Below are 20,327 nucleotides of genomic sequence, written 5' to 3' on the forward strand. Positions count from 1 at the left end.
TGCGGGGGGGGGGGGGGGGCCCGGGGGGGGGGGGGGGGGGGGGGGGGGGGGGGGGGGGGGGGGGGGGGGGGCGGGGGGGGCCGGCGCGGGGGGCGCCCCCCCCCCCCCCCCCCCCCGCGCCGGTTTCACGGCCGGTCCAGCCGCAGCCGCTCCGCCCTCGGCAGGCCGGCGACGACGAGGTCGTACGAGTCCTCGATCAACTCCTTGACCAGCCGTTCGGGGAGTGTGCCGTCGACCGTCACGGTGTTCCAGTGCCGCTTGTTCATGTGGTACCCGGGAATGATCAGCCCCTCGTGCTCCCCGCGCAGCCGCACCGCGTCCTCCGGGTCGCACTTGAGATTGACCGTCAGGGGCCGCGCGCCCAGGTTCGTCAGGGCGAACATCCTGCCCAGCACCTTGAAGACCGACGTCTGCGGGTTGAACGGGAAGTCCTCCACGGCCGCGTTGAAGGACAGGCAGAACGCGCGCAGTTCCTCGGGCGTCACTCGGGCTTCTCCCGGGCCTTCCCGGCGGGCTCGACCAGGACCGTCACGATCTTGTTCCGGCGGCCGGCCGCGGCCTCCGCGGTCAGCTTCAGCCGGCGCTCGTCGGGCAGCTCGACCTCGGCGGACGCACCCGCGATGGGGACACGGCCGAGGGCCTTGGCGAGCAGTCCGCCGACGGTCTCCACGTCCTCGTCGTCGTACTCCTCCAGGCCGTACAGCTCGCCGAGATCGGTGATGTCCAGGCGGGCGGTGACCCGGAAGCGGTCGTCGCCGAGGTCCTCGACCGGCGGGAGTTCGCGGTCGTACTCGTCGGTGATCTCGCCGACGATCTCCTCCAGGATGTCCTCGATGGTGACGATGCCGGCGGTGCCGCCGTATTCGTCGATGACGACGGCGACGTGGTTGCGTTCCTTCTGCATCTCGCGCAGCAGGTCACCGGCGTTCTTGGTGTCGGGCACGAAGACGGCCGGCCGCATGGCGGTCGAGACCAGGTCGCTCTCCGCGTCACGGCTGATGTGCGTCTTGCGGACCAGGTCCTTCAGATACACGATCCCGACGATGTCGTCCTCGCTCTCGCCGGTGACCGGGATCCGGGAGAAACCGGAGCGCAGGGCGAGGGTGAGGGCCTGCCGGATGGTCTTGAAGCGCTCGATGGTGACCAGGTCGGTACGCGGCACCATGACCTCGCGCACCAGCGTGTCCCCCAGCTCGAAGACCGAGTGCACCATGCGGCGCTCCTCGTCCTCGATCAGAGACTCCTGCTCGGCGAGGTCGACCAGCGCACGCAGCTCCGCCTCGGAGGCGAAGGGGCCGCGCCGGAAGCCCTTGCCGGGCGTGAGCGCGTTACCGATGAGGATCAGCAGGGACGGGATCGGACCCATGATCCTGGCGAGCGGCAGCAGCACGTACGCGGACACGGTCGCCGTGTTCAGCGGGTGCTGGCGGCCGATGGTGCGCGGTGACACGCCCACGGCGACGTACGACACCAGCACCATCACCCCGATGGCGACCAGCAGGGCCTGCCAGGTGGCGGCGAACTCCTGCAGACAGGCGTACGTCACCAGCGCCGCGGCCGCCATCTCGCAGGCGACGCGGACCAGCAGGGCCACATTGAGATAGCGGGTGGGGTCGGCGGCGACCTGGGCGAGCCTGGCGCTGCCGCGCCGCCCCGACTTGACCGCCTCCTCGGCGCGGAAGCTGGAGACACGGGCGATGCCCGCCTCCGCGCAGGCGGCGAGCCAGGCCACGACGACCAGCGCGATCGCGCCGACCACGATCTGCGGAGACATACGGCCCGCTTACGAGACGGTCGGCGCCGGGGACGGCCCGGTCAGCCCGCGCTCGGCCCGCCACCCGTCCACGATGGCCGCCTGGAGCCCGAACATCTCGGCCTTCTCGTCGGGCTCCTCGTGGTCGTACCCGAGCAGGTGCAGCACTCCATGGACGGTGAGCAGCTGCAGCTCCTCGTCCATGGAGTGCCGGGTCGGCGCTTCCTCGCCCTGCTTCTTGGCGACCTCGGGGCAGAGCACGATGTCACCGAGCAGCCCCTGCGGCGGCTCGTCGTCGTCCTTGGACGGCGGCCGGAGCTCGTCCATCGGGAACGACATGACATCGGTGGGACCCGGCAGATCCATCCACTGGATGTGGAGCTGCTCCATGGCGTCGGCGTCCACGACGATCACCGAGAGCTCGGAGAGCGGGTGGATGCGCATCCGTGCGAGTGCGTAGCGGGCGATGTCGAGGATCGCCTGCTCGTCGACCTCGGTGCCGGACTCGTTGTTGACGTCGATCGACATGGTCGTGCTGGTCTACTTCCCCTTGTGTCCGGCCTTGCCCCGGCCCTGCACCTTGTGCGCGCCGTTCTGGGTGCCGTGCTTGTCGTCGTACTTCTCGTACGCGTCGACGATACGGCCCACCAGCTTGTGCCGTACGACATCGTGGGACGACAGCCGGGAGAAGTGGACGTCCTCGACGCCCTCCAGGATCTCCTGCACCTGCCGCAGACCGCTCTTGGTGCCGTCCGGGAGGTCCACCTGGGTCACGTCACCCGTGATCACGATCTTCGAGTCGAAGCCGAGGCGGGTGAGGAACATCTTCATCTGTTCGGGGCTCGTGTTCTGGGCCTCGTCCAGGATGATGAAGGCGTCGTTGAGGGTGCGGCCACGCATGTAGGCGAGCGGCGCGACCTCGATGGTCCCGGCGGCCATGAGCCGTGGGATGGAGTCCGGGTCGAGCATGTCGTGCAGCGCGTCGTACAGCGGGCGCAGGTAGGGGTCGATCTTCTCGTACAGCGTGCCGGGCAGGAAGCCGAGCCGCTCACCGGCCTCCACGGCGGGGCGGGTGAGAATGATCCGGTTGACCTGCTTGGACTGCAGGGCCTGCACGGCCTTGGCCATGGCCAGGTAGGTCTTGCCGGTACCGGCGGGCCCGATGCCGAAGACGATCGTGTGCTTGTCGATCGCGTCGACGTACCGCTTCTGGTTGAGGGTCTTCGGGCGGATGGTGCGCCCGCGCGAGGACAGGATGTTCTGCGTCAGTACCTGCGCCGGGGTCTCCGGCCCGTCGCTCGTCCCGTTCTCGCTCGCCTTGAGCATGGCGATCGAGCGTTCCACTGCGTCCTCCGTCATCGGCTGCCCGGTGCGGAGCACCAGCATCATCTCGTCGAACACGCGCGCAATGAGGGCGACGTCGAGGGGGTCGCCGACCGCGCTGATCTCATTGCCCCGGACGTGTATGTCGGCCGCCGGGAAGGCCCTCTCGATCACGCGCAGGAGGGAGTCGCCGGAACCCAGCACGGTCACCATGGGGTGCTGGGCGGGGACGGTGAACTGCGCTCTCGCCTGCTCCTGCGCGGAGGTGGTGTGAGCTGTGGGTGTCTGTGTCATGGGCCGGCGCTGAAGGCCTGCGCTTCCTCCTTCTCACGGCCGCGTAGCTGAGGGCGGCCTCGCGCTTCCAGAGTACGACGGGGCACTGACAAGCCCGTAGGACTTTTCCGCGGGTGACTCCCCGGCCGGCGGTCAGCCGGACTGGCGGAAGCCGATGGTCGGTACCGCGCGCCGCAACGGCCAGGGCCGGTCCAGCTCCTCCGGCACCAGCCCCTCCAGGAACTCATACCTCCGCAACGCCATCGGTTCCTGCCCCGGAAGGGCCTGCACCCGCCGCCACCACGCCCCGATCTCCGACCACCCCGGCGCGGACAAGGACCCCCCGAACTCCTGCACCGACAAGGCCGCCGTCAGCCCGGCGAACGCCAGCCGGTCGGCCAGCGGCCACCCCGCCAGCGACCCCGTCACGAACCCGGCGACGAAGACGTCCCCCGCCCCTGTCGGATCCAGCGCCTCCACCGCGATCGCCGGCACCTCCGCGGCCTCCCCCGTCCGCCGGTCCACCGCGTACGCCCCCTCCGACCCCAGCGTCACGACCGCCACCGGCACATGCTCGGTCAGGGCATGCGCGGCGAGCCGCGGACAGTCGGCCCCCGTGTACCGCTTCGCCTCCTCCGCGTTCGGCAGAAACGCCTCGCAGTGCTCCAGATCGGAGAGCCCGGCCAGATCCCACGCCCCCGTCTCGTCCCAGCCGACGTCGGCGAAGATCCGGGTCCCCTCCCGTGCGGCCTGCGCGATCCACGGCGCCCGCGTACCGGGCGTCAGCGAGGCGACGGCGGCACGCGCGCGGGGCGGGCGCGCCGGGGCACCCTCCGCCCCGAACACGGCCTCCGGCGGCGGCTCGTGCCCGTGGGACACCATCGTCCGCTCACCCTCGTACGCCATGGACACCGTCACCGGCGAGTGCCAGCCGGGTACGGTCCGCGACGCCGACAGATCGATGCCCTCGCCCTGTTCGAGCGCGTCCCAGCAGTACTCGCCGTAGTGGTCGTCCCCGAAGGCCGCGGCGAGGGAGGTGCGCAGTCCGAGCCGGGCCAGGGCCGTGGCCATGTTGGCGACCCCGCCGGGACTGGAGCCCATGCCCCGGGCCCAGGACTCGGTGCCGCGCACGGGCGCCGAGTCCAGGCCGGTGAAGATGATGTCGAGGAAGACCGTCCCCGTCAGGTACACGTCCCAGGGCGGGTCACCGGGCGCGCGCAGCGCCGCGAGCGGGTCGACCTGAGCCTGACAGCGCGCGGCCTGGGTGAGGTGTTCCGGTTCCTCTCCGGTGAGAGTGTGCGACGGGGTCACGGTGCGCTCCCTGACGTGGTGCGGATCTGGCCAGTGTGCACCACATGCCGCACCGCGCAGGGGGTTACCAGCGGGGCATCACCGGTTGCCGCCAGCCCGGTTCGGCCGTCCGCATCGCCGCCGCGTCGTCACGGTCCCGCAGCGAGCCGTCGTCCTCGGCCCACCGCCGGTGCAGCCGGGCCAGCTCGTCCCGGTCCAGTGCGACGCCGAGACCGGGTGCGTCGGAGACCTCGACCCGCCCGCCCCGGAACCGGGGCCGGTCGGTGAGGACGTCCTCGGACTGCCAGGGGTAGTGGGAGTCGCACGCATGGTGCAGACCGGGGACCGTGGCCGCGACCTGGGTCATCGCGGCGAGGCTGATGCCGAGGTGGGTGTTGGAGTGCATGGAGACCCCGACTCCGAAAGCGGCGCAGATCGCGGCGAGTTGCCGGGTGTTGCGCAGCCCGCCCCAGTAGTGGTGGTCGCAGAGCACGACCTGCACGGCGTCGCGCGTGAACGCCTCCTTGATCTCCCCGAAGGTGGTCACGCACATGTTGGTGGCGAGCGGGACCTCCGTACCCGCCGACACCTCGGCCATCGCGGCCGTACCCAGCGTCGGGTCCTCCAGGTACTCCAGGACGTCCCCGAGTTCGGCCGCCACCTTCAGCGAGGTCGCGACCGACCAGGCGCCGTTGGGGTCGAGGCGCAGCGGATGCCCGGGGAAGGCCTCGGCGAGGGCCCGTACGGCGGCGATCTCCTCCTCGGGCGCAAAGACGCCGCCCTTGAGCTTGAACGACGTGAACCCGTACCGCTCCTTGAACAGCCGCGCCTGCGCCACCACCCCGGCCGGGTCGAGGGCGGCCCCCCAGTCGTCCTGCTCGCAGGCCACGCCCGCCGGATGGCCGGCCCACTTGTAGAACAGATAGGCGCTGTACTCCACGTCGTCCCGCAGCTTGCCGCCGAGCAACGCGTGCACGGGCAGCCCGAGTGCCTTGCCCTGGGCGTCCAGGCAGGCCACCTCGAAGGCGGACAGCACCGACAGCCGCAGCTTGTCGGCGCTCTGCACCCCGCGCAGCCCGCCGGCGTCCACCCGCCCCTCGACCAGCGACTCGTCCACCCCGAGGTCGATCCCGAACAGGCCGTTCACATCCATGACCGACCGTCCGGTGAGCCGTTCGGCCAGCGGGCGGGCCAGCGCCAGGTACCTGGTGTCGCCGTACGTCTCACCGAGGCCGGTGATCCCGTCGGCGGTGACGATCTCCACGATCAGCCGCGGGGTGTACGGCTGGTGCACGCCCTGGGTGTTGAGCAGGGGCGGGTCGGCGACCAGGATCGGCGTCAGCCGTACCTCGGCGATGGTCAGGTCACGGGTCACAGAGAGGCTCCCACGAGGTCGAGTCATCCCCCATTATGAATACCGTCCATATATGAGAACGAGCGTAGTCATTTATACCCGGGCCCCCACCTCGCAAACCGAAAAGTGATCCAGATCGCACCCCCTGTTCTTCATCCGGAACCGCGTGCTTGATACAACTTGCTCGCGCGTTCCTGTCCGTCGACGGTCGTCGCCCCATCCCCCGTTCCGAGCCCTTCCTTTCGCCTGCCCTGGGAACGCCCGTGTCCGCCCCCCGCACCCTGCCCTGGCCCCTCGTCGCCCTTTTCACCGCCGGGTACCTCGCGCCGTATCTGCTGCCGACCACCGTCGGCCGACTCGATTCCGGGCTTCCGCTCGACCCGACGCAGGCCGGGGCCATCGGCAGTGCGCTGCTGCTGGCTTCGGCGACGGCGGGCTTCCTGCTGGCCGCGCGCGTCGACCGGATCGGTCCCCGTACGCTCGCCCGCCTCGGGCTCGCACTCGCGGTCCTCGGCTACGGCGGTGCCGCCCTCAGCACGCTCGTCCCGGCCGTCGTCGTCGGCGCGGTCGTCGGCGGATTCGGATCAGGCACCATCACAGCGGTCGCCGCGAGCGGCATCGCGGCCCACCGCGATCCGCACCGGGTCAGCACGCTCGGCCTGCTCGGCGTCTCCGCCCTCGCCGGCGCCCTTTACCTGACCTTCCCGCACCTCGGCCCCGGCCACGGTCTGCCCCTCGCCGCCATCGCGCTCACCGCGCTCGCCGTCTGGCCGCTCACCGGCCGGCTGCCCGCTCGTACGCCACCGGCCCGCACGACCGTCGCCCACGGCCGCCTCCCCCACCTGCGCGCCGGGCTGCTGCTGGCCGCCGCCATGCTCTGCTGGTCCCTCGCCCAGAACGCCCTGTGGGGGGTCAGCGGCCGGATCGGACTCGACCAGGCCGGTCTCTCCGAAGTCACCGTAGGCGCGGTGTTCGCGGTCGCACTCGGCGCCGGACTCGTCGGGGTCGTCGGCGCGGGGGCACTCGGGCAGCGGCTGGGCCAGGTCCTGCCCATCGGCGCCGGTACCGCACTGATCGCGGGCTGCATCGCGCTCAGCGCATCCGCGACCGGTCTGCCGACCTTCGCGGCGGGCGAGATCCTGTGGAACCTGATCTACCCGGTCGTCCTGTCGTACGTCATCGGCCTCGCCGCCGCCCTCGACCCGCGCGGCCGCTGGGCGGTCCTGGTCGGCTCGGCGTCCTCACTGGGGACGGCGGCGGGACCGCTGACGGGGAGCATGTTGGCGGCGGGGGCGGGCTTCCCCGTGATGGGGAAGGTGCTCGGCGCCGGGCTGCTGCTGGTCGCCGTCCCGATGACGGCGGTGGCACTGCGGGCGGGCAAGCACCCCCTGCCGGTGCTGGAACTCCCCGTGGTGGAAGTCCCCGTGGAGACGCCGGCCGTGCCCGCCCGGCACGCCTACGACACCGCGTCCCCGAACTCGTAGGCCGCCACCTCGGCCAGGTAACGGGCCCGCCGCTCCTCGTCGTCCTCCAGGAAGGAGGCGAGGAAGGAGTTGCGGGCCAGCTCGCGCAGCCGGTCCTCGGACAGGCCCAGAATCCGGTGCACGGCCGCGAAGTTGTCGTCGGCGTACCCGCCGAAGTACGCCGGGTCGTCGGAGTTGACCGTGCACAGCAGCCCGGCGTCGAGCATGGCGGGCAGGGGGTGGTCGGCGAGGGTGTCGACGGTCCGCAGGCGGACGTTGGACAGCGGGCACAGCGTCAGCGGGATCCGCTCCCGCACCAGCCGCTCGACCAGCGCCGGGTCCTCCATGCAGCGCAGCCCGTGGTCGACGCGCTCCACGCCGAGCACGTCCAGGGCCTCGCGGATGTACTCCGGCGGCCCCTCCTCACCGGCGTGCGCGACGCGGCGCAGCCCGAGCCCGGCCGCGGCCTCGTAGACCTCCCGGAACTTCACCGGCGGGTGCCCGACCTCGGCCGAGTCCAGGCCGACGCCGGTGATCCGGTCCAGGTACGGCCCGGCGGCCCGCAGGGTCTCCAGCGCCGACTCGGCGGACTCGTCCCGCAGGAAGCAGAGGATGAGCCGGGTGGAGATGCCGTGGTTCTGCTCGCTGCTGCCCAGCGCCCGCCACAGCCCCTCCACGACCGTCCCCATGGACACGCCCCGGGCGAGGTGGGCCTGCGGGTCGAAGAAGATCTCCGCGTGCCGCACGCCCTGCGCGGCGGCGCGAGCCAGGTAGGCGTTCGCCAGGTCGGCGAAGTCCTGCTCGGTCCGCAGGACGGCCATCAGTTCGTAGTACAGGTTCAGGAAGGACTGGAGGTCCTCGAACCGGTAGGCCGTGCGGAGCGCCTCCGTGTCGGCGTACGGCAGCTCGACGCCGTTGCGGGCGGCCAGCTCGAATGCCAGCTCGGGTTCCAGAGTGCCTTCGATGTGGAGGTGCAGTTCTGCTTTCGGGAGGGGCATCAAAGCATCGTACGGGCGTGTCATCGCCGTTTCGGAACCGGCACCCGCTGCAGGTCGTGCGCCACGGTCAGCTCACCCTCGAAGCCGGCCGCGCGCGCCTGCCGCTCGAACTCCTCCGGTTCGGTGTAGCGCTGGCTGAAGTGGGTGAGGACGAGGTGCCGTACGCCCGCGTCCCGGGCGACCGCCGCTGCCTGGCCCGCCGTCAGATGACCGTGCTCGACGGCGAGCGGTGTGTCCTCGTCGAGGAAGGTCGACTCGATGACGAGCAGGTCGCAGCCCTCCGCGAGCGCGTGCACGCCGTCGCAGAGCCGGGTGTCCATGACGAACGCGAACCGCTGCCCGCGCCGTACCTCGCTGACGTCCTCCAGCGTCACGTCCCCGAGCCGGCCCTCACGCTGCAGCCGCCCGACGTCCGGGCCCTTGATCCCGTGCGCGGCGAGCCGGTCGGGCAGCATGCGGTGGCCGTCGGGTTCGATCAGGCGGTAGCCGTAGGACTCCACCGGATGCGAGAGCCTGCGGGCCTCCAGCGTGTACGACGAGGTCACCGCGAGGATGCCGTCGGCGGCGACCGGTTCCTCGGTGAGGCGGACCGTCTCCCGGTAGGCCGTCGCGTAGCGCAGACGGTCGAAGAAACGCTGGCCGGAGCGCGGGTAGTGCGCGGTGACCTCGTGCGGCACCTGGTCGAGGTTGATCCGCTGGATGACACCGGCGAGGCCGAGGGAGTGGTCGCCGTGGAAGTGGGTGACGCAGATCCGGTTCAGGTCGTGGGCGGCGACCCCGGCGCGCAGCATCTGCCGCTGTGTGCCCTCGCCGGGGTCGAACAGGATGCCCTGGCCGTCCCACCTCAGCAGGTAGCCGTTGTGGTTGCGGTGCCGGGTGGGGACCTGGCTGGCGGTGCCGAGGATCACCAATTCACGTACGGACACGGTGGCTTATCCGGGGGGCCACTCGAGGCCCCGGCCGCCGAGGACGTGCGCGTGGGCGTGCCACACGGTCTGGCCTGCGCCGCTGCCGGTGTTGAAGACGATGCGGTAGCTGTCGAGCTTTTCCTCGTCGGCCACGGCCCGGGTCTCGGCGAGCACGTCGGCGGCGAGTTGCGGTGCTTCGGCGCCGAGGGTGGCGGCGTTCTCGTAGTGGGCCTTGGGGATCACCAGGATGTGGGTGGGGGCCTGGGGGTTTATGTCCCGGAAGGCCACGGTGGTGTCTGTCTCGCGGACGATCGTCGCCGGGATCCGGCCCGCGACGATCTTGCAGAACAGGCAGTCGTCCTGGGGTTCGCCTGCCATGCGGTGCCTCCTCGCGCTGGTGATCAATACGGGGGGCATCGTAGTCGTTCGGGTGCGGGCCGTATGTGGCTGGGCGCGCCCACGCGGGGCGGCCGCATGTCGACGCAGCCCCGCGCCCCTTACGTCGGCATTCCCGGCGGAGTCTTGGCCGGCCGTTCCTCCAGTGCCTCCAACGCGAGCCGGATCGCCGTGTCCAGCTGGGTGTCCCTGCCCTCCGCCCAGTCCTGGGGCCGCTGTACGACCTCCACGTCCGGGTCCACGCCGTGGTTCTCGACGTCCCAGCCCACGCCCTCCACCCACATCGCGTACTTCGGCTGGGTGACCAGGGTGCCGTCGATCAGGCGGTAGCGGCTGTCGATGCCGATCACGCCGCCCCAGGTGCGGGTGCCGACGACCGGGCCGATACCGAGGGCCTTGATCGCCGCGTTGACGATGTCGCCGTCGGAGCCGGAGAACTCGTTGGCGACGGCGACGACCGGGCCGCGCGGGGCGTCGAGGGGGTAGCTGGTGGGGCGCATGCCGCGCGGGAGGTCCCAGCCGATGATGCGGCGGGCCAGCTTCTCGACGACGAGCTGGGAGGTGTGGCCGCCGCGGTTCTCACGGACGTCGACCACCAGGCCGTCCCGGGCGACTTCCACGCGCAGGTCGCGATGGATCTGGGCCCAGCCGGGGGCCTGCATGTCGGGGACGTGGAGGTAGCCGAGGCGGCCGTCGGAGGCCGCGTGGACGTGGGCGCGGCGGTCGGCCACCCAGGCGTGGTAGCGCAGGGGTTCCTCGTCGGCGATCGGGATGACGACGGTGTGGCGGGGTTCGCCGCCGCCCGCCGGGGAGACGGTCAGTTCCACCGGGTGACCCGCCGTGCCGACGAGCAGCGGACCCGGCCCCCTCACCGGGTCGACGGAGTGGCCGGCGACGGCGATGATCGCGTCGCCGGGGCGGACGGCGACTCCCGGCGCGGCGAGCGGGGAGCGGGCGTCCGGGTCGGAGGTCTCCGCGGGCAGGATGCGGTCGATGCGCCAACTTCCGTCCGGGTGGCGGGAGATGTCGGCGCCGAGCAGACCGTGCCGGGGGCCGCCGCCGGAGCCGCCGGAGGGGATGACGTAGGCGTGCGAGGTGCCGAGTTCGCCGTGCACCTCCCACAGGAGGTCGGTCAGGTCGCTGTGGGTGGCGAGGCGGGCCAGGAGGGGACGGTAGCGGGCGAGGACGCCGGTCCAGTCGGCGCCGCCGAGGTCGGGCCGCCAGAAGTGGTCGCGCATGAGGCGGCCGGTCTCGTCGTACATCTGCCGCCACTCGGCGGCCGGGTCGAGGGTCTGCCGGACCCGGGCGAGGTCGACGGAGACGCTGGTGTCGCCGTCGTCGTCGGTGCCGGTACGGCGGTCGCCGGGGACGACCCGGAGCCGGCCGTCGGTCCACAGCAGCACGCGTTTGCCGTCGCCGCTGACCTCGAAGTGGTCGGCGTCGGAGGCCAGGTGCTCCAGGCGCCGCTGGCCGAGGTCGTAACGTTCCAGCTCGGTGTGCGGGTCGGGGTCCTCGGGGTGGGCGCGGGCGGCGCCGAGGACGCCCTGCACGGGGTGGCGCAGCCAGAGCACGCCGTCCTTGGCGGCGCGCAGCGTGGAGTACCGGCCGGCCTCCACCGGGAAGGGGACGATGCGGTCGGCGAGGCCCTCGGGGTCGATGCGGGTGGCCGGGGTTCCCTCGCTGTCGGGGGTCTCGTCCTTGTCGGGGGTCTCGAAGGGGCGGCCGTGGCGTTGCGGGCCGAACGGCGAGGGGGTGGTGGCGGCCAGGGTGATCAGGTGCGGGCGGGCGCCGACCACGAACGCGAGGTCGAAGACGTGCTCGTCGTAGACCGGGTCGAAGGCGCGGTTGGAGAGGAAGGCGAGGTGTTTGCCGTCGAGGGTGAAGGCGGGGGCGTAGTCCTGGAAACGGAGCGGGGTCGCCTCGGTGACCGACAGGTCGGTGGTGTGGGCGATGCGCAGCTGGGAGAGCGGGCGCGGGCCGGGGTGGGCCCAGGCCAGCCAGGCGGAGTCGGGTGAGAAGGCGAGGCCGGAGACCTCGCCGTCGTCGCTGCGGTCGACCTCGCGGACCTCGCCGGTCTCGCGCTCGACGAGCAGCAGCCGCCCGTCGTGCGCGGCCACGGCGGCCCGGCTGCCGTCCGGGGCCATGGCCAGCTCCAGGACCCGTCCGAGCTGTCCGGCGGCGAGCCGTCGCGGGGGCGCGCCGGGCACGGTGCCGGTCGCCGGGGCGAACTCCAGGGCGTCGTCGCCCTCCGCGTCCGTCACCCACACCACCCACTCCTCGCCGTCGGCGCGAAAGGCGCGCGGCATCCGGGCGCGGACGCCGGGGGCGGCGGCGAGGGCACGGGCGGGTCCGGAGCGGTGGGTGACCCAGTGGATCCCGCCGCGCACGCAGACGGCGCTGCCGCGCGCGGTGTGGTCGGGGGACGCCTCGCCGAACCAGCGGGAGGCGTTCACCGGGCGGGGGCGCAGATCGATCCGGGGCCCGCCGAGGCGTACGTCCAGCCGGCGCGGCTCGGCGCCGTCCAGGTCGTCGAGGAGCCACAGTTCACCGGCGCAGGCGTAGACGATCCGGGTGCCGTCACCGGACGCGTGCCGGGCGTAGAAGCTGTCGAGGGGGGTGTGGCGGCGCAGGTCGGAGCCGTCGGCGAGGGAGGAGTACAGGGCGCCGGTGCCCTCGTGGTCGGAGAGGAAGGCGATCCGGTCCCCCGCCCACACCGGGCACTCGATGTTCCCGTCGAGGTCCTCATGAAGCCGGACGAACTCCCCGCTGCCCTCCCGGTCGATCCACAACTTGCCCGCGGTGCCGCCCCGGTAGCGCTTCCAGTGGGCGGCCTCGCGGCCCATCGGCGCGGACAGCAGCACGGTGGCCGGGCCGGAGGCCACGTCGCCGACCGGGCCGTACGGCAGGGTCTCGGCGGGTCCGCCGTCCAGCGGGACGGCGTGCGCCCAGCTGTGCCGGAAGGTGTGGCGGCCGTGCGCGCCGAGCGCGAGCACCCGTCCGTCGGCGGTCCAACCCCTTACCTCGGTACGGCGGTTGCCCCAGTACGTCAGACGGTCGGCGGGGCCGCCGTCGACGGGGGCGACATGCACCTCGGGTGCGCCGTCCCGGGTGGAGGTCCAGGCGAGGAACCGGCCGTCCGGGGATATCCGGGGCGTGGTCACCGGCCTGTTGTCGGCGCTGACGCGCCAGGCCCGGCCGCCGTCGAGCGGCGCGAGCCACACGTCGTCCTCGGCGACGAAGGTCACCAAGTCGCCGTGTACATGTGGAAATCGGAGATACGCGGCACCCTGAGTCACTCCGTCACTGTACGCAGTGACGGGTGCGCCTCGCCCGGTGTTCAGATCACTTCCCCTCGACGGGCCAGCAGGTGGGGTCGCCCTTGCACCAGAGGGTGCGGGTGACGGTGACGGTCACGGTCGGACGGCCGCCGGGACGGTAGGTGGGCGGCTTGTACGTCGGTCCGGGCTTGGCGCTGCAGTCGCCGAGCCCGTTCACGTGGAACACCTGTCTGCCACCGACCTCGGCGGTCAGGTCGCCGCGCACACAGGCCCCGTCGACAGCCTTGGTCACCTTCCCGGTGACGCTGATCTTCCGCCCGTCCCTGGTCTCGCCCCGGCAGTCGACGGAGACGACGGTGCTCTCGCTCGGCGAGGGCGACTTTCCCGTCGAGCCGCCCCCGTGGTTCCCGGTGCAGGTGAGCCAACGGACGTCGATGTGCTGCTGCTCCAGCCTGGCGGTGGCGGTGGTGTCGGTGGTGTAGGCGGCGGAGGCGGAACCGAGATCGGTGGGCTGACACGCCACGACGGCCGCTCCGGCCCCGACAGCCAGCCCGGCGACAGCCACCACCCGCACCCCGCGTCGTTTCCCTCTCAAAACCCCCATGCAGGGCAGCGTGCCACCGGCGCGGGCGAGGCGGAAGGCCGCATACGGCCACTCACCCGTCCGGGTCGCGGGGCAGCGCCCCGAAAGGGGCGCGGGGCTGTGCGGGCACTCACTCCAGCGGAGCGCCCAGGAGCAGCCACTCCTGGAGCTCGACCAGGTTGCCCTCCGGGTCCTTGAGGTGGGCCACGCGCATGCGGTCGGTCATGGGGGCCGGGCCGTGCACGAGCGTGGCGCCGCGGGAGGTGATCTCCGCGCAGTAGGCGTCCAGGTCGTCGACGCGCAGGACAACCAGGGAGCGGTGGCCGGTGGCGGTCTCGCCCAGCTCCCGAAGGACCTCGGCCATCATCGAGCGGTCCTGCAGCGCGATCCCCGCGGAGCCGGCGTGCGGGCTGAACTTCTCGTACGGCCCCTCGACCGCCCCGGACTGCGGCTTGAGGCCGAGGACGTCGGCGTAGAAGCGGTAGCAGGCGGCGAAGTCGGTGACCAGAAGCCGGACTTGAGCGAGTTCCACGGTGTCCCCAGACGGTGTCAGGACCAGCGGCCGGTGCGGCCCAGGAGCAGGGCCACGGCGGCGGTGCCGGCGGTGGAGGTACGCAACACGGTAGGACCGAGCACGCATGTCTTCGCACCCGCCTCCTCGAAGAGCGCCAGCTCGTCGCGTGCGACACCCCCTTCGGGGCCGACGACCAGCACGATCTGGCCTTCGGCGGGGAGTTGGGCGGTGGCCAGCGGCTCGCTGACGTGCTCGAAGTCGGAGTGCAGCACGGCGGCGAAGTCGGCCTCGGCGAGAAGTGCGGCAACCTGCTTGGTGCTCGCCGCGTCCGCGACCTCGGGGAAACGCAGCCGGCGGGACTGCTTGCCGGCCTCGCGCGCGGTGGCCCGCCACTTGGCGAGTGCCTTCTGACCCCTGTCGCCCTTCCACTGGGTGATGCAGCGGGCGGCCTGCCAGGGCACGATCGCGTCGACGCCGGTCTCCGTCATGGTCTCGACGGCGAGTTCGCCCCGGTCACCCTTCGGGAGCGCCTGGACGACGGTGATCCGGGGGCTGGGCTCCGGCTCCACCGGGAACTCGAACGGCTCGACCACCAGGTGGTCCTTGCCCGACACGCTGACGACGACCCCGGCCGCGCCCCGGCCCTTGCCGTCCGTCAGCACCACGTTCTCGCCGGGCTGCAGCCGCCGTACGGAGACCGCGTGCCGCCCCTCGGGACCCGTGACGTCGACGACCGAACCGGGGCCCACGCCTTCCAGCGAGTCGACGACGAACACCGGCGCGGTCATCGCAGGCCTCCCTTGGCCGACAACGCTGTCCTGGCGGCGTCGAGTTCCTCGGCCAGCACCTCCACCAGCCGCCCGGCCGGCAGGTCGCGGGCCATCCGGTGGCCCTGGCCCGCCCACAGCGCCATGCCCTGCGCGTCCCCGGCCTTGGCGGCGGCCTTGCGCAGCGGCGAGGTGAGGTGGTGGATCTCCGGGTAGGCGGCGGGGGCGTACGGGCCGTGCTCGCGCAGGAACCGGTTGACCAGTCCGCGGGCCGGTCTGCCGGAGAAGGCGCGGGTCAACTCGGTGCGCGCGTACAGGGGGTTGGTCAGCGCCTGCTTGTGCAGGGCGTGGGCGCCGGACTCGGGCGTGGCGAGAAAGGCGGTGCCCAGCTGGGCCGCGCTCGCGCCGGCCGCGAGGACGGCGGCGATCTGGCCGCCGCGCATGATGCCGCCGGCGGCGACGATCGGGATGCGCACGGCCTCCCGGATCTGCGCGACCAGCGAGAGCAGCCCGATGCCGGAGCCGTCGTTCTCGGCGAGGTCCCGGTGGGTGCCCTGGTGACCGCCGGCCTCCACGCCCTGAGCGATCACGGCGTCCGCTCCGGCCTGTTCGACCGCGCGGGCCTCCTCGGCGGTGGTGGCGGTGACCAGGGTGTAAGTGCCGGCCCGGCGCAGCCTGTCGAGCACTTCCCGGCTCGGCACACCGAAGTGGAAGGAGACGACCGGCACCGGGTTGTCGAGGAGTACGGCGAGCTTGGCGTCGTAGCCGTCGTCCCGGCCGCTGTCCGGGTCGCCCAGCTCGGTCTCGTACCAGGCGGCCTCGCCGGCCAGCTGGTGGGCGTAGACCTCGACGGCGCCGGACTCGGCGTACTCCGACTGCGGTACGAACACATTCACGCCGAAGGGGCGGCTCGTGAGCCCCCGCAGCTGCTTGATCTCCTGGTACATGCCGTCGGCGGTCTTGTATCCGGCGGCGAGGAACCCGAGGCCTCCGGCCTCGGAGACGGCGGCGACGAGCTGCGGGAGGGAGACTCCGCCCGCCATGGGGGCCTGCACGATCGGGTGGGGGAAGAGATCGGTCAGCGCGGAGGACATGACCGCATGTTGTCACGTCCTTCGAACAAGTCCGAATCGGGGCGTCCCCCGGCATAGGACAGCGGCATAAGGGGTGCCGAAGCACCCCGTACGCCCTGTCTCAGCGACCGTTGAACGCGTCCTTCAGCCGGCTGAACAGCCCCTGCTGCCCCGGCTGACTGTGCTTGCCCGGGGGCCAACCCCCGGACCCCCGGCCACCCCCGCAGCTCGCGTCAGCGACCGTTGAACGCGTCCTTCAGCCGGCTGAACAGCCCCTGCTGCCCCGGCTGGAACTGGCCCTGCGGCCGTTCCTCGCCGCGCAGCTTGGCCAGCTCGCGCAGCAGCCGCTCCTGCTCGGGGTCCAGCTTGGTCGGGGTCTGCACCTCGACGTGCACGATCAGGTCGCCCCGGCCGCCGCCGCGCAGATGCGTGACGCCCCGGTTGTGCAGCGGAATCGACTGGCCGGACTGGGTGCCGGGCCGGATGTCGACCTCCTCCATGCCGTCCAGGGTCTCCAGCGGCACCTTGGTGCCGAGCGCCGCCGCCGTCATCGGGATCGTGACCGTGCAGTGCAGGTCGTCACCGCGCCGCTGGAACGTCGGGTGCGGCAGCTCGTGGATCTCGACGTACAGATCACCGGCCGGACCGCCGCCGGGCCCGACCTCGCCCTCACCGGCGAGCTGGATCCGTGTGCCGTTGTCGACACCTGCCGGGATCTTGACGGTGAGCGTGCGACGGGAACGGACACGGCCGTCACCGGCGCACTCCGGGCACGGGGTCGGGACCACGGTGCCGAAGCCCTGGCACTGGGGGCAGGGACGCGACGTCATGACCTGGCCCAGGAAGGACCGGGTGACCTGCGAGACCTCGCCACGGCCACGGCACATGTCACATGTCTGGGCGGTCGTACCGGGTGCCGCGCCCTCGCCGTTGCAGGTGTTGCAGACGATCGCGGTGTCGACCTGGATGTCCTTGGTGGTCCCGAAGGCCGCCTCGTCCAGCTCGACCTCGATCCGGATCATCGCGTCCTGGCCGCGCCGGGTGCGCGAGCGCGGCCCGCGCTGCGACGCCGTACCGAAGAACGCGTCCATGATGTCGGAGAAGTTGCCGAAGCCGCCGGCCCCGAAGCCGCCCGCACCGGCACCGCCGGACTGCGAGAGCGGGTCGCCGCCGAGGTCGTAGACCTGCTTCTTCTGCGGGTCCGACAGCACCTCGTAAGCGGCGTTGATCTCCTTGAACCGCTCCTGGGTCTTCGGATCCGGGTTGACGTCCGGGTGCAGCTCGCGCGCGAGCCGACGGAACGCCTTCTTGATCTCATCCTGCGACGCGTCGCGGCGCACGCCGAGAACGGCGTAGTAGTCCGTGGCCACTTACGACTCCGCCAGGATCTGTCCGACGTACCGTGCCACTGCGCGTACCGCTCCCATCGTTCCCGGGTAGTCCATGCGGGTCGGTCCGACCACGCCGAGCTTGGCAACCGCCTCGCCGCCCGAACCGTAGCCCACCGACACCACCGAGGTGGAGTTGAGCCCCTCGTGCGCGTTCTCGTGCCCGATGCGCACGGTCACGCCCGGATCCTTCGCCTCGCCGAGGAGCTTGAGGAGCACGACCTGCTCCTCCAGGGCCTCCAGCACGGGTCGGATCGTGAGGGGAAAGTCATGCCCGAAGCGGGTGAGATTGGCGGTGCCGCCGATCATCAGCCGCTCCTCGTTCTCCTCGACGAGCGTCTCCAGGAGAGTGGAGAGCACTGTCGAGACCGTACCGCGGTCCTCGGCCTCGAAGGCCTCCGGAAGGTCCTCGACCAGCCTCGGCACGTCCGTGAACCGGCGGCCCGCGACCCGGCTGTTCAGCCGGGCGCGCAGATCGGCGAGCGAGGCCTCGCCGAAGGGCGCCGGGCAGTCGACCATCCGCTGCTCGACCCGTCCGGTGTCCGTGATCAGCACGAGCATCACGCGCGCGGGAGCGAGCGAGAGCAGCTCCACGTGCCGGACGGTGGACCGGGTCAGGGACGGGTACTGCACGACGGCGACCTGCCGGGTCAGCTGCGCGAGCAGCCGTACCGTGCGCGCCACGACGTCGTCGAGGTCGACGGCGCCCTCCAGGAAGTTCTGGATGGCCCGCCGCTCGGGCGCGGTCATCGGCTTCACGCCCGCGAGCTTGTCCACGAACAGCCGGTAGCCCTTGTCGGTGGGGATGCGCCCCGCGCTGGTGTGCGGCTGCGCGATGAACCCCTCGTCCTCCAGGGCCGCCATGTCGTTGCGGACGGTGGCCGGGGAGACCCCGAGGTTGTGCCGCTCGGTCAGGGCCTTCGACCCGACCGGCTCCTCGGTGCCGACGTAGTCCTGGACGATGGCGCGCAGTACCTGAAGCCTGCGTTCACTCAGCATTCGCGCGCACCTCCAGCACGTCGTCCCCTCTGTTCCGCGGTTCGTCCGCCTGGCACTCTTCGCACGCGAGTGCCAGCGTTCCCGGGCCCAGTGTACGGCTGTCGGGTACACCCGGGGCAAGGTCGGTGCGGTCGCGGCGGCCCGTGCAGCTAGCGTCGCGGTATGACGGTGACTTGGGAAGAGCTGGGGTGGGAGCGGCTTGCCGCCGGGGTCGGGCGCTGCCGCCTCGCGGGCTGGGACTGCACGGCCGGGCTGGTCCTCGGGGCCGGTACGGCCCTGATGGTGGACGCCGGTTCCAGTCTGGCCGAGGGCGCGCGGCTGCGGGCACAGGCCGAGGAACTGACCGGCGGCCGTGTGACCCATCTCGCGCTGACCCACCCCCACTTCGATCATGTCTTCGGGGCGGCGGCGTTCGCCGGGGCGGAGGTGTACGGCGCGGTGGGCCTGGACGCGGTCTTCGCGTACGAGCGGGAGGAACTGCGCCTGGACGCGATCAGGAACGGCCTCCCGGTCACGGACGCCGACGAGGCGGTGGACGCGCTGGCCCCGCCCCGGCATCCGGTCTCCGGCGAGTGGACGCTGGACCTCGGCGACGGCCGCCAGGCGCTGCTGGCCAACGTGGGCCCGGGGCACACGGCCCACGATCTGGTGGTGCTGGTGCCGGGGGACCCGGAGGTGGTCTTCTGCGGCGACCTCGTCGAGGAGTCCGGCGAACCCCAGGCCGGCCCGGACGCGGTCCCGTCCCGCTGGCCGGACGCCCTGGACCGCCTGCTGTCCCTGGGCGGCGAGGACGCGCTGTACGTGCCCGGTCACGGAGCGGTGGTGGACGCGGGGTTCGTGCGACGGCAACGCGACGAGCTGGCCACGCGTTTCGGCGTGTCGTGAGCGCGGCCGTACGGCTTCTCCTATCGTCACTCGAATGCGCCAGTACTCCGCCGACCTGACCCCGCCCTGGAAGAAGCAGAAGCCGGTGCCGGAGGTACCGGCGGAGCCCGGCCTGGTGGTGGAGGAGCCCGGTACCGGGTTCTGCGGGGCGGTGATCCGCTGCGAGGCGGGCACGGTGACGCTGGAGGACCGCTTCGGCAAGCACCGGGTGTTCCCGCTGGAGCCGCGGGGCTTCCTGCTGGAGGGGCGCGTGGTGACGCTGGTGAGGCCTTCCGGCGGTCCGGTACGGCCCACCCGTACGGCCTCCGGTTCGGTCGCCGTCCCCGGCGCCCGCGCCCGCGTGGCCCGCGCCGGCCGCATCTACGTCGAGGGCCGGCACGACGCCGAGCTGGTCGAGAAGGTGTGGGGCGACGACCTGCGCATCGAGGGCGTGGTGGTGGAGTACCTGGAGGGCGTGGACGACCTGCCGTCGATCGTGTCGTCCTTCGCCCCGGGTCCGGACGCCCGCCTGGGTGTCCTCGTGGACCACTTGGTGCCGGGCACGAAGGAATGGCGGATCGCGGAGTCGGTGACCAGCGAGCACGCGCTGGTGGTCGGTCACCCGTACATCGACATCTGGCAGGCGGTGAAGCCGGCCGCGCTGGGGATCGAGGCGTGGCCCATGGTCCCGCGGGGGCAGGACTGGAAGACGGGGGTGTGCCGGGCGCTGGGCTGGCCGTCGGAGAACACCGGGGCGGTGTGGCAGGCGATCCTGAAGCGGGTGGGGTCCTACAAGGACCTGGAGCCGGAGTTGCTGGGGAGGGTGGAGGAGCTGATCGACTTCGTCACGGGTAGCGGTGGGGCCTGACGTCGGGGAAGGTTCCGAACTCGCTGGTTTTCAGCTCGACACCCAGGACATCCAGCATCAGCGGCCGGCCGAACTTCTCGATGTACTGCGCCCGGTAGTTGGCACGTCCTTCCCCCCGCAGAAGCTCCGCTTTGAGCCCGTCAGGCGGCTCAAAACCCTCGAAGAACTCTGCGACTCCACGTTCGTCCACAGCGGTCATCTCCGTGGCCTCTACATTCGCCGCATACTGTCAGCG

20 protein-coding genes are annotated in these 20,327 nt (G+C 72.0%); 3 read left to right on the top strand and 17 right to left on the bottom strand.

The features are described from left to right. Positions 1-125 precede the first annotated feature (125 nt). The 6 genes from ACIGXP_RS25865 to ACIGXP_RS25890 form a co-directional block, all read right to left on the bottom strand. Complete coding sequence (locus ACIGXP_RS25865) at positions 126-485, bottom strand: MmcQ/YjbR family DNA-binding protein (protein ID WP_363217895.1); 360 nt, start codon at positions 483-485, stop codon at positions 126-128. After that, the gene (locus ACIGXP_RS25870) at positions 482-1,774 is read right to left on the bottom strand and encodes a hemolysin family protein (RefSeq protein ID WP_399771995.1); all 1,293 of its coding nucleotides are present in this window, start codon (positions 1,772-1,774) and stop codon (positions 482-484) included. Before ACIGXP_RS25870 ends, ACIGXP_RS25865 begins: the two co-directional genes overlap by 4 nt. Positions 1,775-1,783: 9 nt before the next feature. Next, positions 1,784-2,281 (bottom strand): rRNA maturation RNase YbeY, encoded by a 498-nt coding sequence (gene ybeY / locus ACIGXP_RS25875; RefSeq protein WP_363217897.1) that lies wholly within the window; start codon positions 2,279-2,281, stop codon positions 1,784-1,786. A 12-nt stretch (positions 2,282-2,293) separates the two neighbouring features. Continuing rightward, the gene (locus tag ACIGXP_RS25880; RefSeq protein WP_363217898.1) at positions 2,294-3,370 is read right to left on the bottom strand and encodes a PhoH family protein; all 1,077 of its coding nucleotides are present in this window, start codon (positions 3,368-3,370) and stop codon (positions 2,294-2,296) included. 132 nt (positions 3,371-3,502) lie between these two features. Next, a complete protein-coding gene (locus ACIGXP_RS25885) occupies positions 3,503-4,660 on the bottom strand; it encodes a PfkB family carbohydrate kinase (RefSeq protein ID WP_363217899.1) in 1,158 nt (385 codons plus the stop codon). Between the two features lie 64 nt (positions 4,661-4,724). After that, complete coding sequence (locus tag ACIGXP_RS25890; protein WP_399771999.1) at positions 4,725-6,014, bottom strand: glucarate dehydratase family protein; 1,290 nt, start codon at positions 6,012-6,014, stop codon at positions 4,725-4,727. A 242-nt stretch (positions 6,015-6,256) separates the two neighbouring features. On the opposite strand from ACIGXP_RS25890, the gene ACIGXP_RS25895 reads away from it, so the two are divergent. Further along, positions 6,257-7,477: an MFS transporter gene (locus tag ACIGXP_RS25895; protein WP_399772001.1), complete on the top strand. Its 1,221-nt coding sequence runs from the start codon at positions 6,257-6,259 to the stop codon at positions 7,475-7,477. Here ACIGXP_RS25895 and ACIGXP_RS25900 read toward each other — a convergent pair. The 10 genes from ACIGXP_RS25900 to hrcA all read right to left on the bottom strand — a co-directional run bounded on the left by ACIGXP_RS25900 (position 7,450) and on the right by hrcA (position 18,360). After that, positions 7,450-8,454: an adenosine deaminase gene (locus ACIGXP_RS25900; RefSeq protein WP_363217903.1), complete on the bottom strand. Its 1,005-nt coding sequence runs from the start codon at positions 8,452-8,454 to the stop codon at positions 7,450-7,452. The genes ACIGXP_RS25895 and ACIGXP_RS25900 overlap by 28 nt on opposite strands. Positions 8,455-8,474: 20 nt before the next feature. Beyond that, a complete protein-coding gene (locus ACIGXP_RS25905; protein WP_399772005.1) occupies positions 8,475-9,380 on the bottom strand; it encodes a ribonuclease Z in 906 nt (301 codons plus the stop codon). A 6-nt stretch (positions 9,381-9,386) separates the two neighbouring features. Further along, complete coding sequence (locus ACIGXP_RS25910; RefSeq protein WP_399772008.1) at positions 9,387-9,740, bottom strand: histidine triad nucleotide-binding protein; 354 nt, start codon at positions 9,738-9,740, stop codon at positions 9,387-9,389. 119 nt (positions 9,741-9,859) lie between these two features. Next, positions 9,860-13,003, bottom strand: a complete 3,144-nt coding sequence (locus tag ACIGXP_RS25915; protein WP_399772011.1) for a S41 family peptidase — start codon at positions 13,001-13,003, stop codon at positions 9,860-9,862. 97 nt (positions 13,004-13,100) lie between these two features. After that, positions 13,101-13,640 carry a hypothetical protein gene (locus tag ACIGXP_RS25920; RefSeq protein ID WP_399772014.1) on the bottom strand — a complete coding sequence of 180 codons (540 nt, stop codon included), beginning with the start codon at positions 13,638-13,640 and terminating at the stop codon, positions 13,101-13,103. 109 nt (positions 13,641-13,749) lie between these two features. Beyond that, positions 13,750-14,151, bottom strand: a complete 402-nt coding sequence (locus ACIGXP_RS25925; protein ID WP_399772017.1) for a VOC family protein — start codon at positions 14,149-14,151, stop codon at positions 13,750-13,752. A 17-nt stretch (positions 14,152-14,168) separates the two neighbouring features. Then, positions 14,169-14,921 (bottom strand): 16S rRNA (uracil(1498)-N(3))-methyltransferase, encoded by a 753-nt coding sequence (locus ACIGXP_RS25930; protein WP_399772019.1) that lies wholly within the window; start codon positions 14,919-14,921, stop codon positions 14,169-14,171. Further along, a complete protein-coding gene (locus tag ACIGXP_RS25935; RefSeq protein ID WP_399772021.1) occupies positions 14,918-15,994 on the bottom strand; it encodes a nitronate monooxygenase in 1,077 nt (358 codons plus the stop codon). The genes ACIGXP_RS25930 and ACIGXP_RS25935 overlap by 4 nt, the downstream gene beginning before the upstream one ends. A 212-nt stretch (positions 15,995-16,206) precedes the next feature. Further along, positions 16,207-17,343, bottom strand: a complete 1,137-nt coding sequence (dnaJ, locus tag ACIGXP_RS25940) for a molecular chaperone DnaJ (protein WP_363217911.1) — start codon at positions 17,341-17,343, stop codon at positions 16,207-16,209. Then, the gene (gene hrcA / locus ACIGXP_RS25945) at positions 17,344-18,360 is read right to left on the bottom strand and encodes a heat-inducible transcriptional repressor HrcA (RefSeq protein ID WP_363217912.1); all 1,017 of its coding nucleotides are present in this window, start codon (positions 18,358-18,360) and stop codon (positions 17,344-17,346) included. It abuts the gene before it with no gap. A gap of 162 nt (positions 18,361-18,522) precedes the next feature. Between hrcA and ACIGXP_RS25950 the strand changes: the two genes are divergently transcribed. Both ACIGXP_RS25950 and ACIGXP_RS25955 read left to right on the top strand, forming a co-directional pair. Beyond that, positions 18,523-19,245, top strand: coding sequence for an MBL fold metallo-hydrolase (locus ACIGXP_RS25950; RefSeq protein ID WP_399772025.1), 723 nt, complete (start codon positions 18,523-18,525; stop codon positions 19,243-19,245). Between the two features lie 34 nt (positions 19,246-19,279). Then, entirely contained in the window at positions 19,280-20,092 is an 813-nt protein-coding gene (locus ACIGXP_RS25955) for a DUF3097 domain-containing protein (RefSeq protein WP_399772027.1), read from the top strand. Here the strand turns inward: ACIGXP_RS25955 and ACIGXP_RS25960 are convergent. Continuing rightward, on the bottom strand, positions 20,070-20,291 hold the full coding sequence (locus ACIGXP_RS25960) for a hypothetical protein (RefSeq protein WP_399772029.1): 222 nt from the start codon (positions 20,289-20,291) through the stop codon (positions 20,070-20,072). The genes ACIGXP_RS25955 and ACIGXP_RS25960 overlap by 23 nt on opposite strands. Between the last annotated feature and the right edge of the window lie 36 nt (positions 20,292-20,327).

This window comes from Streptomyces sp. NPDC053069 (assembly GCF_044546895.1).
Classification (GTDB): Bacteria; Actinomycetota; Actinomycetes; order Streptomycetales; family Streptomycetaceae; genus Streptomyces.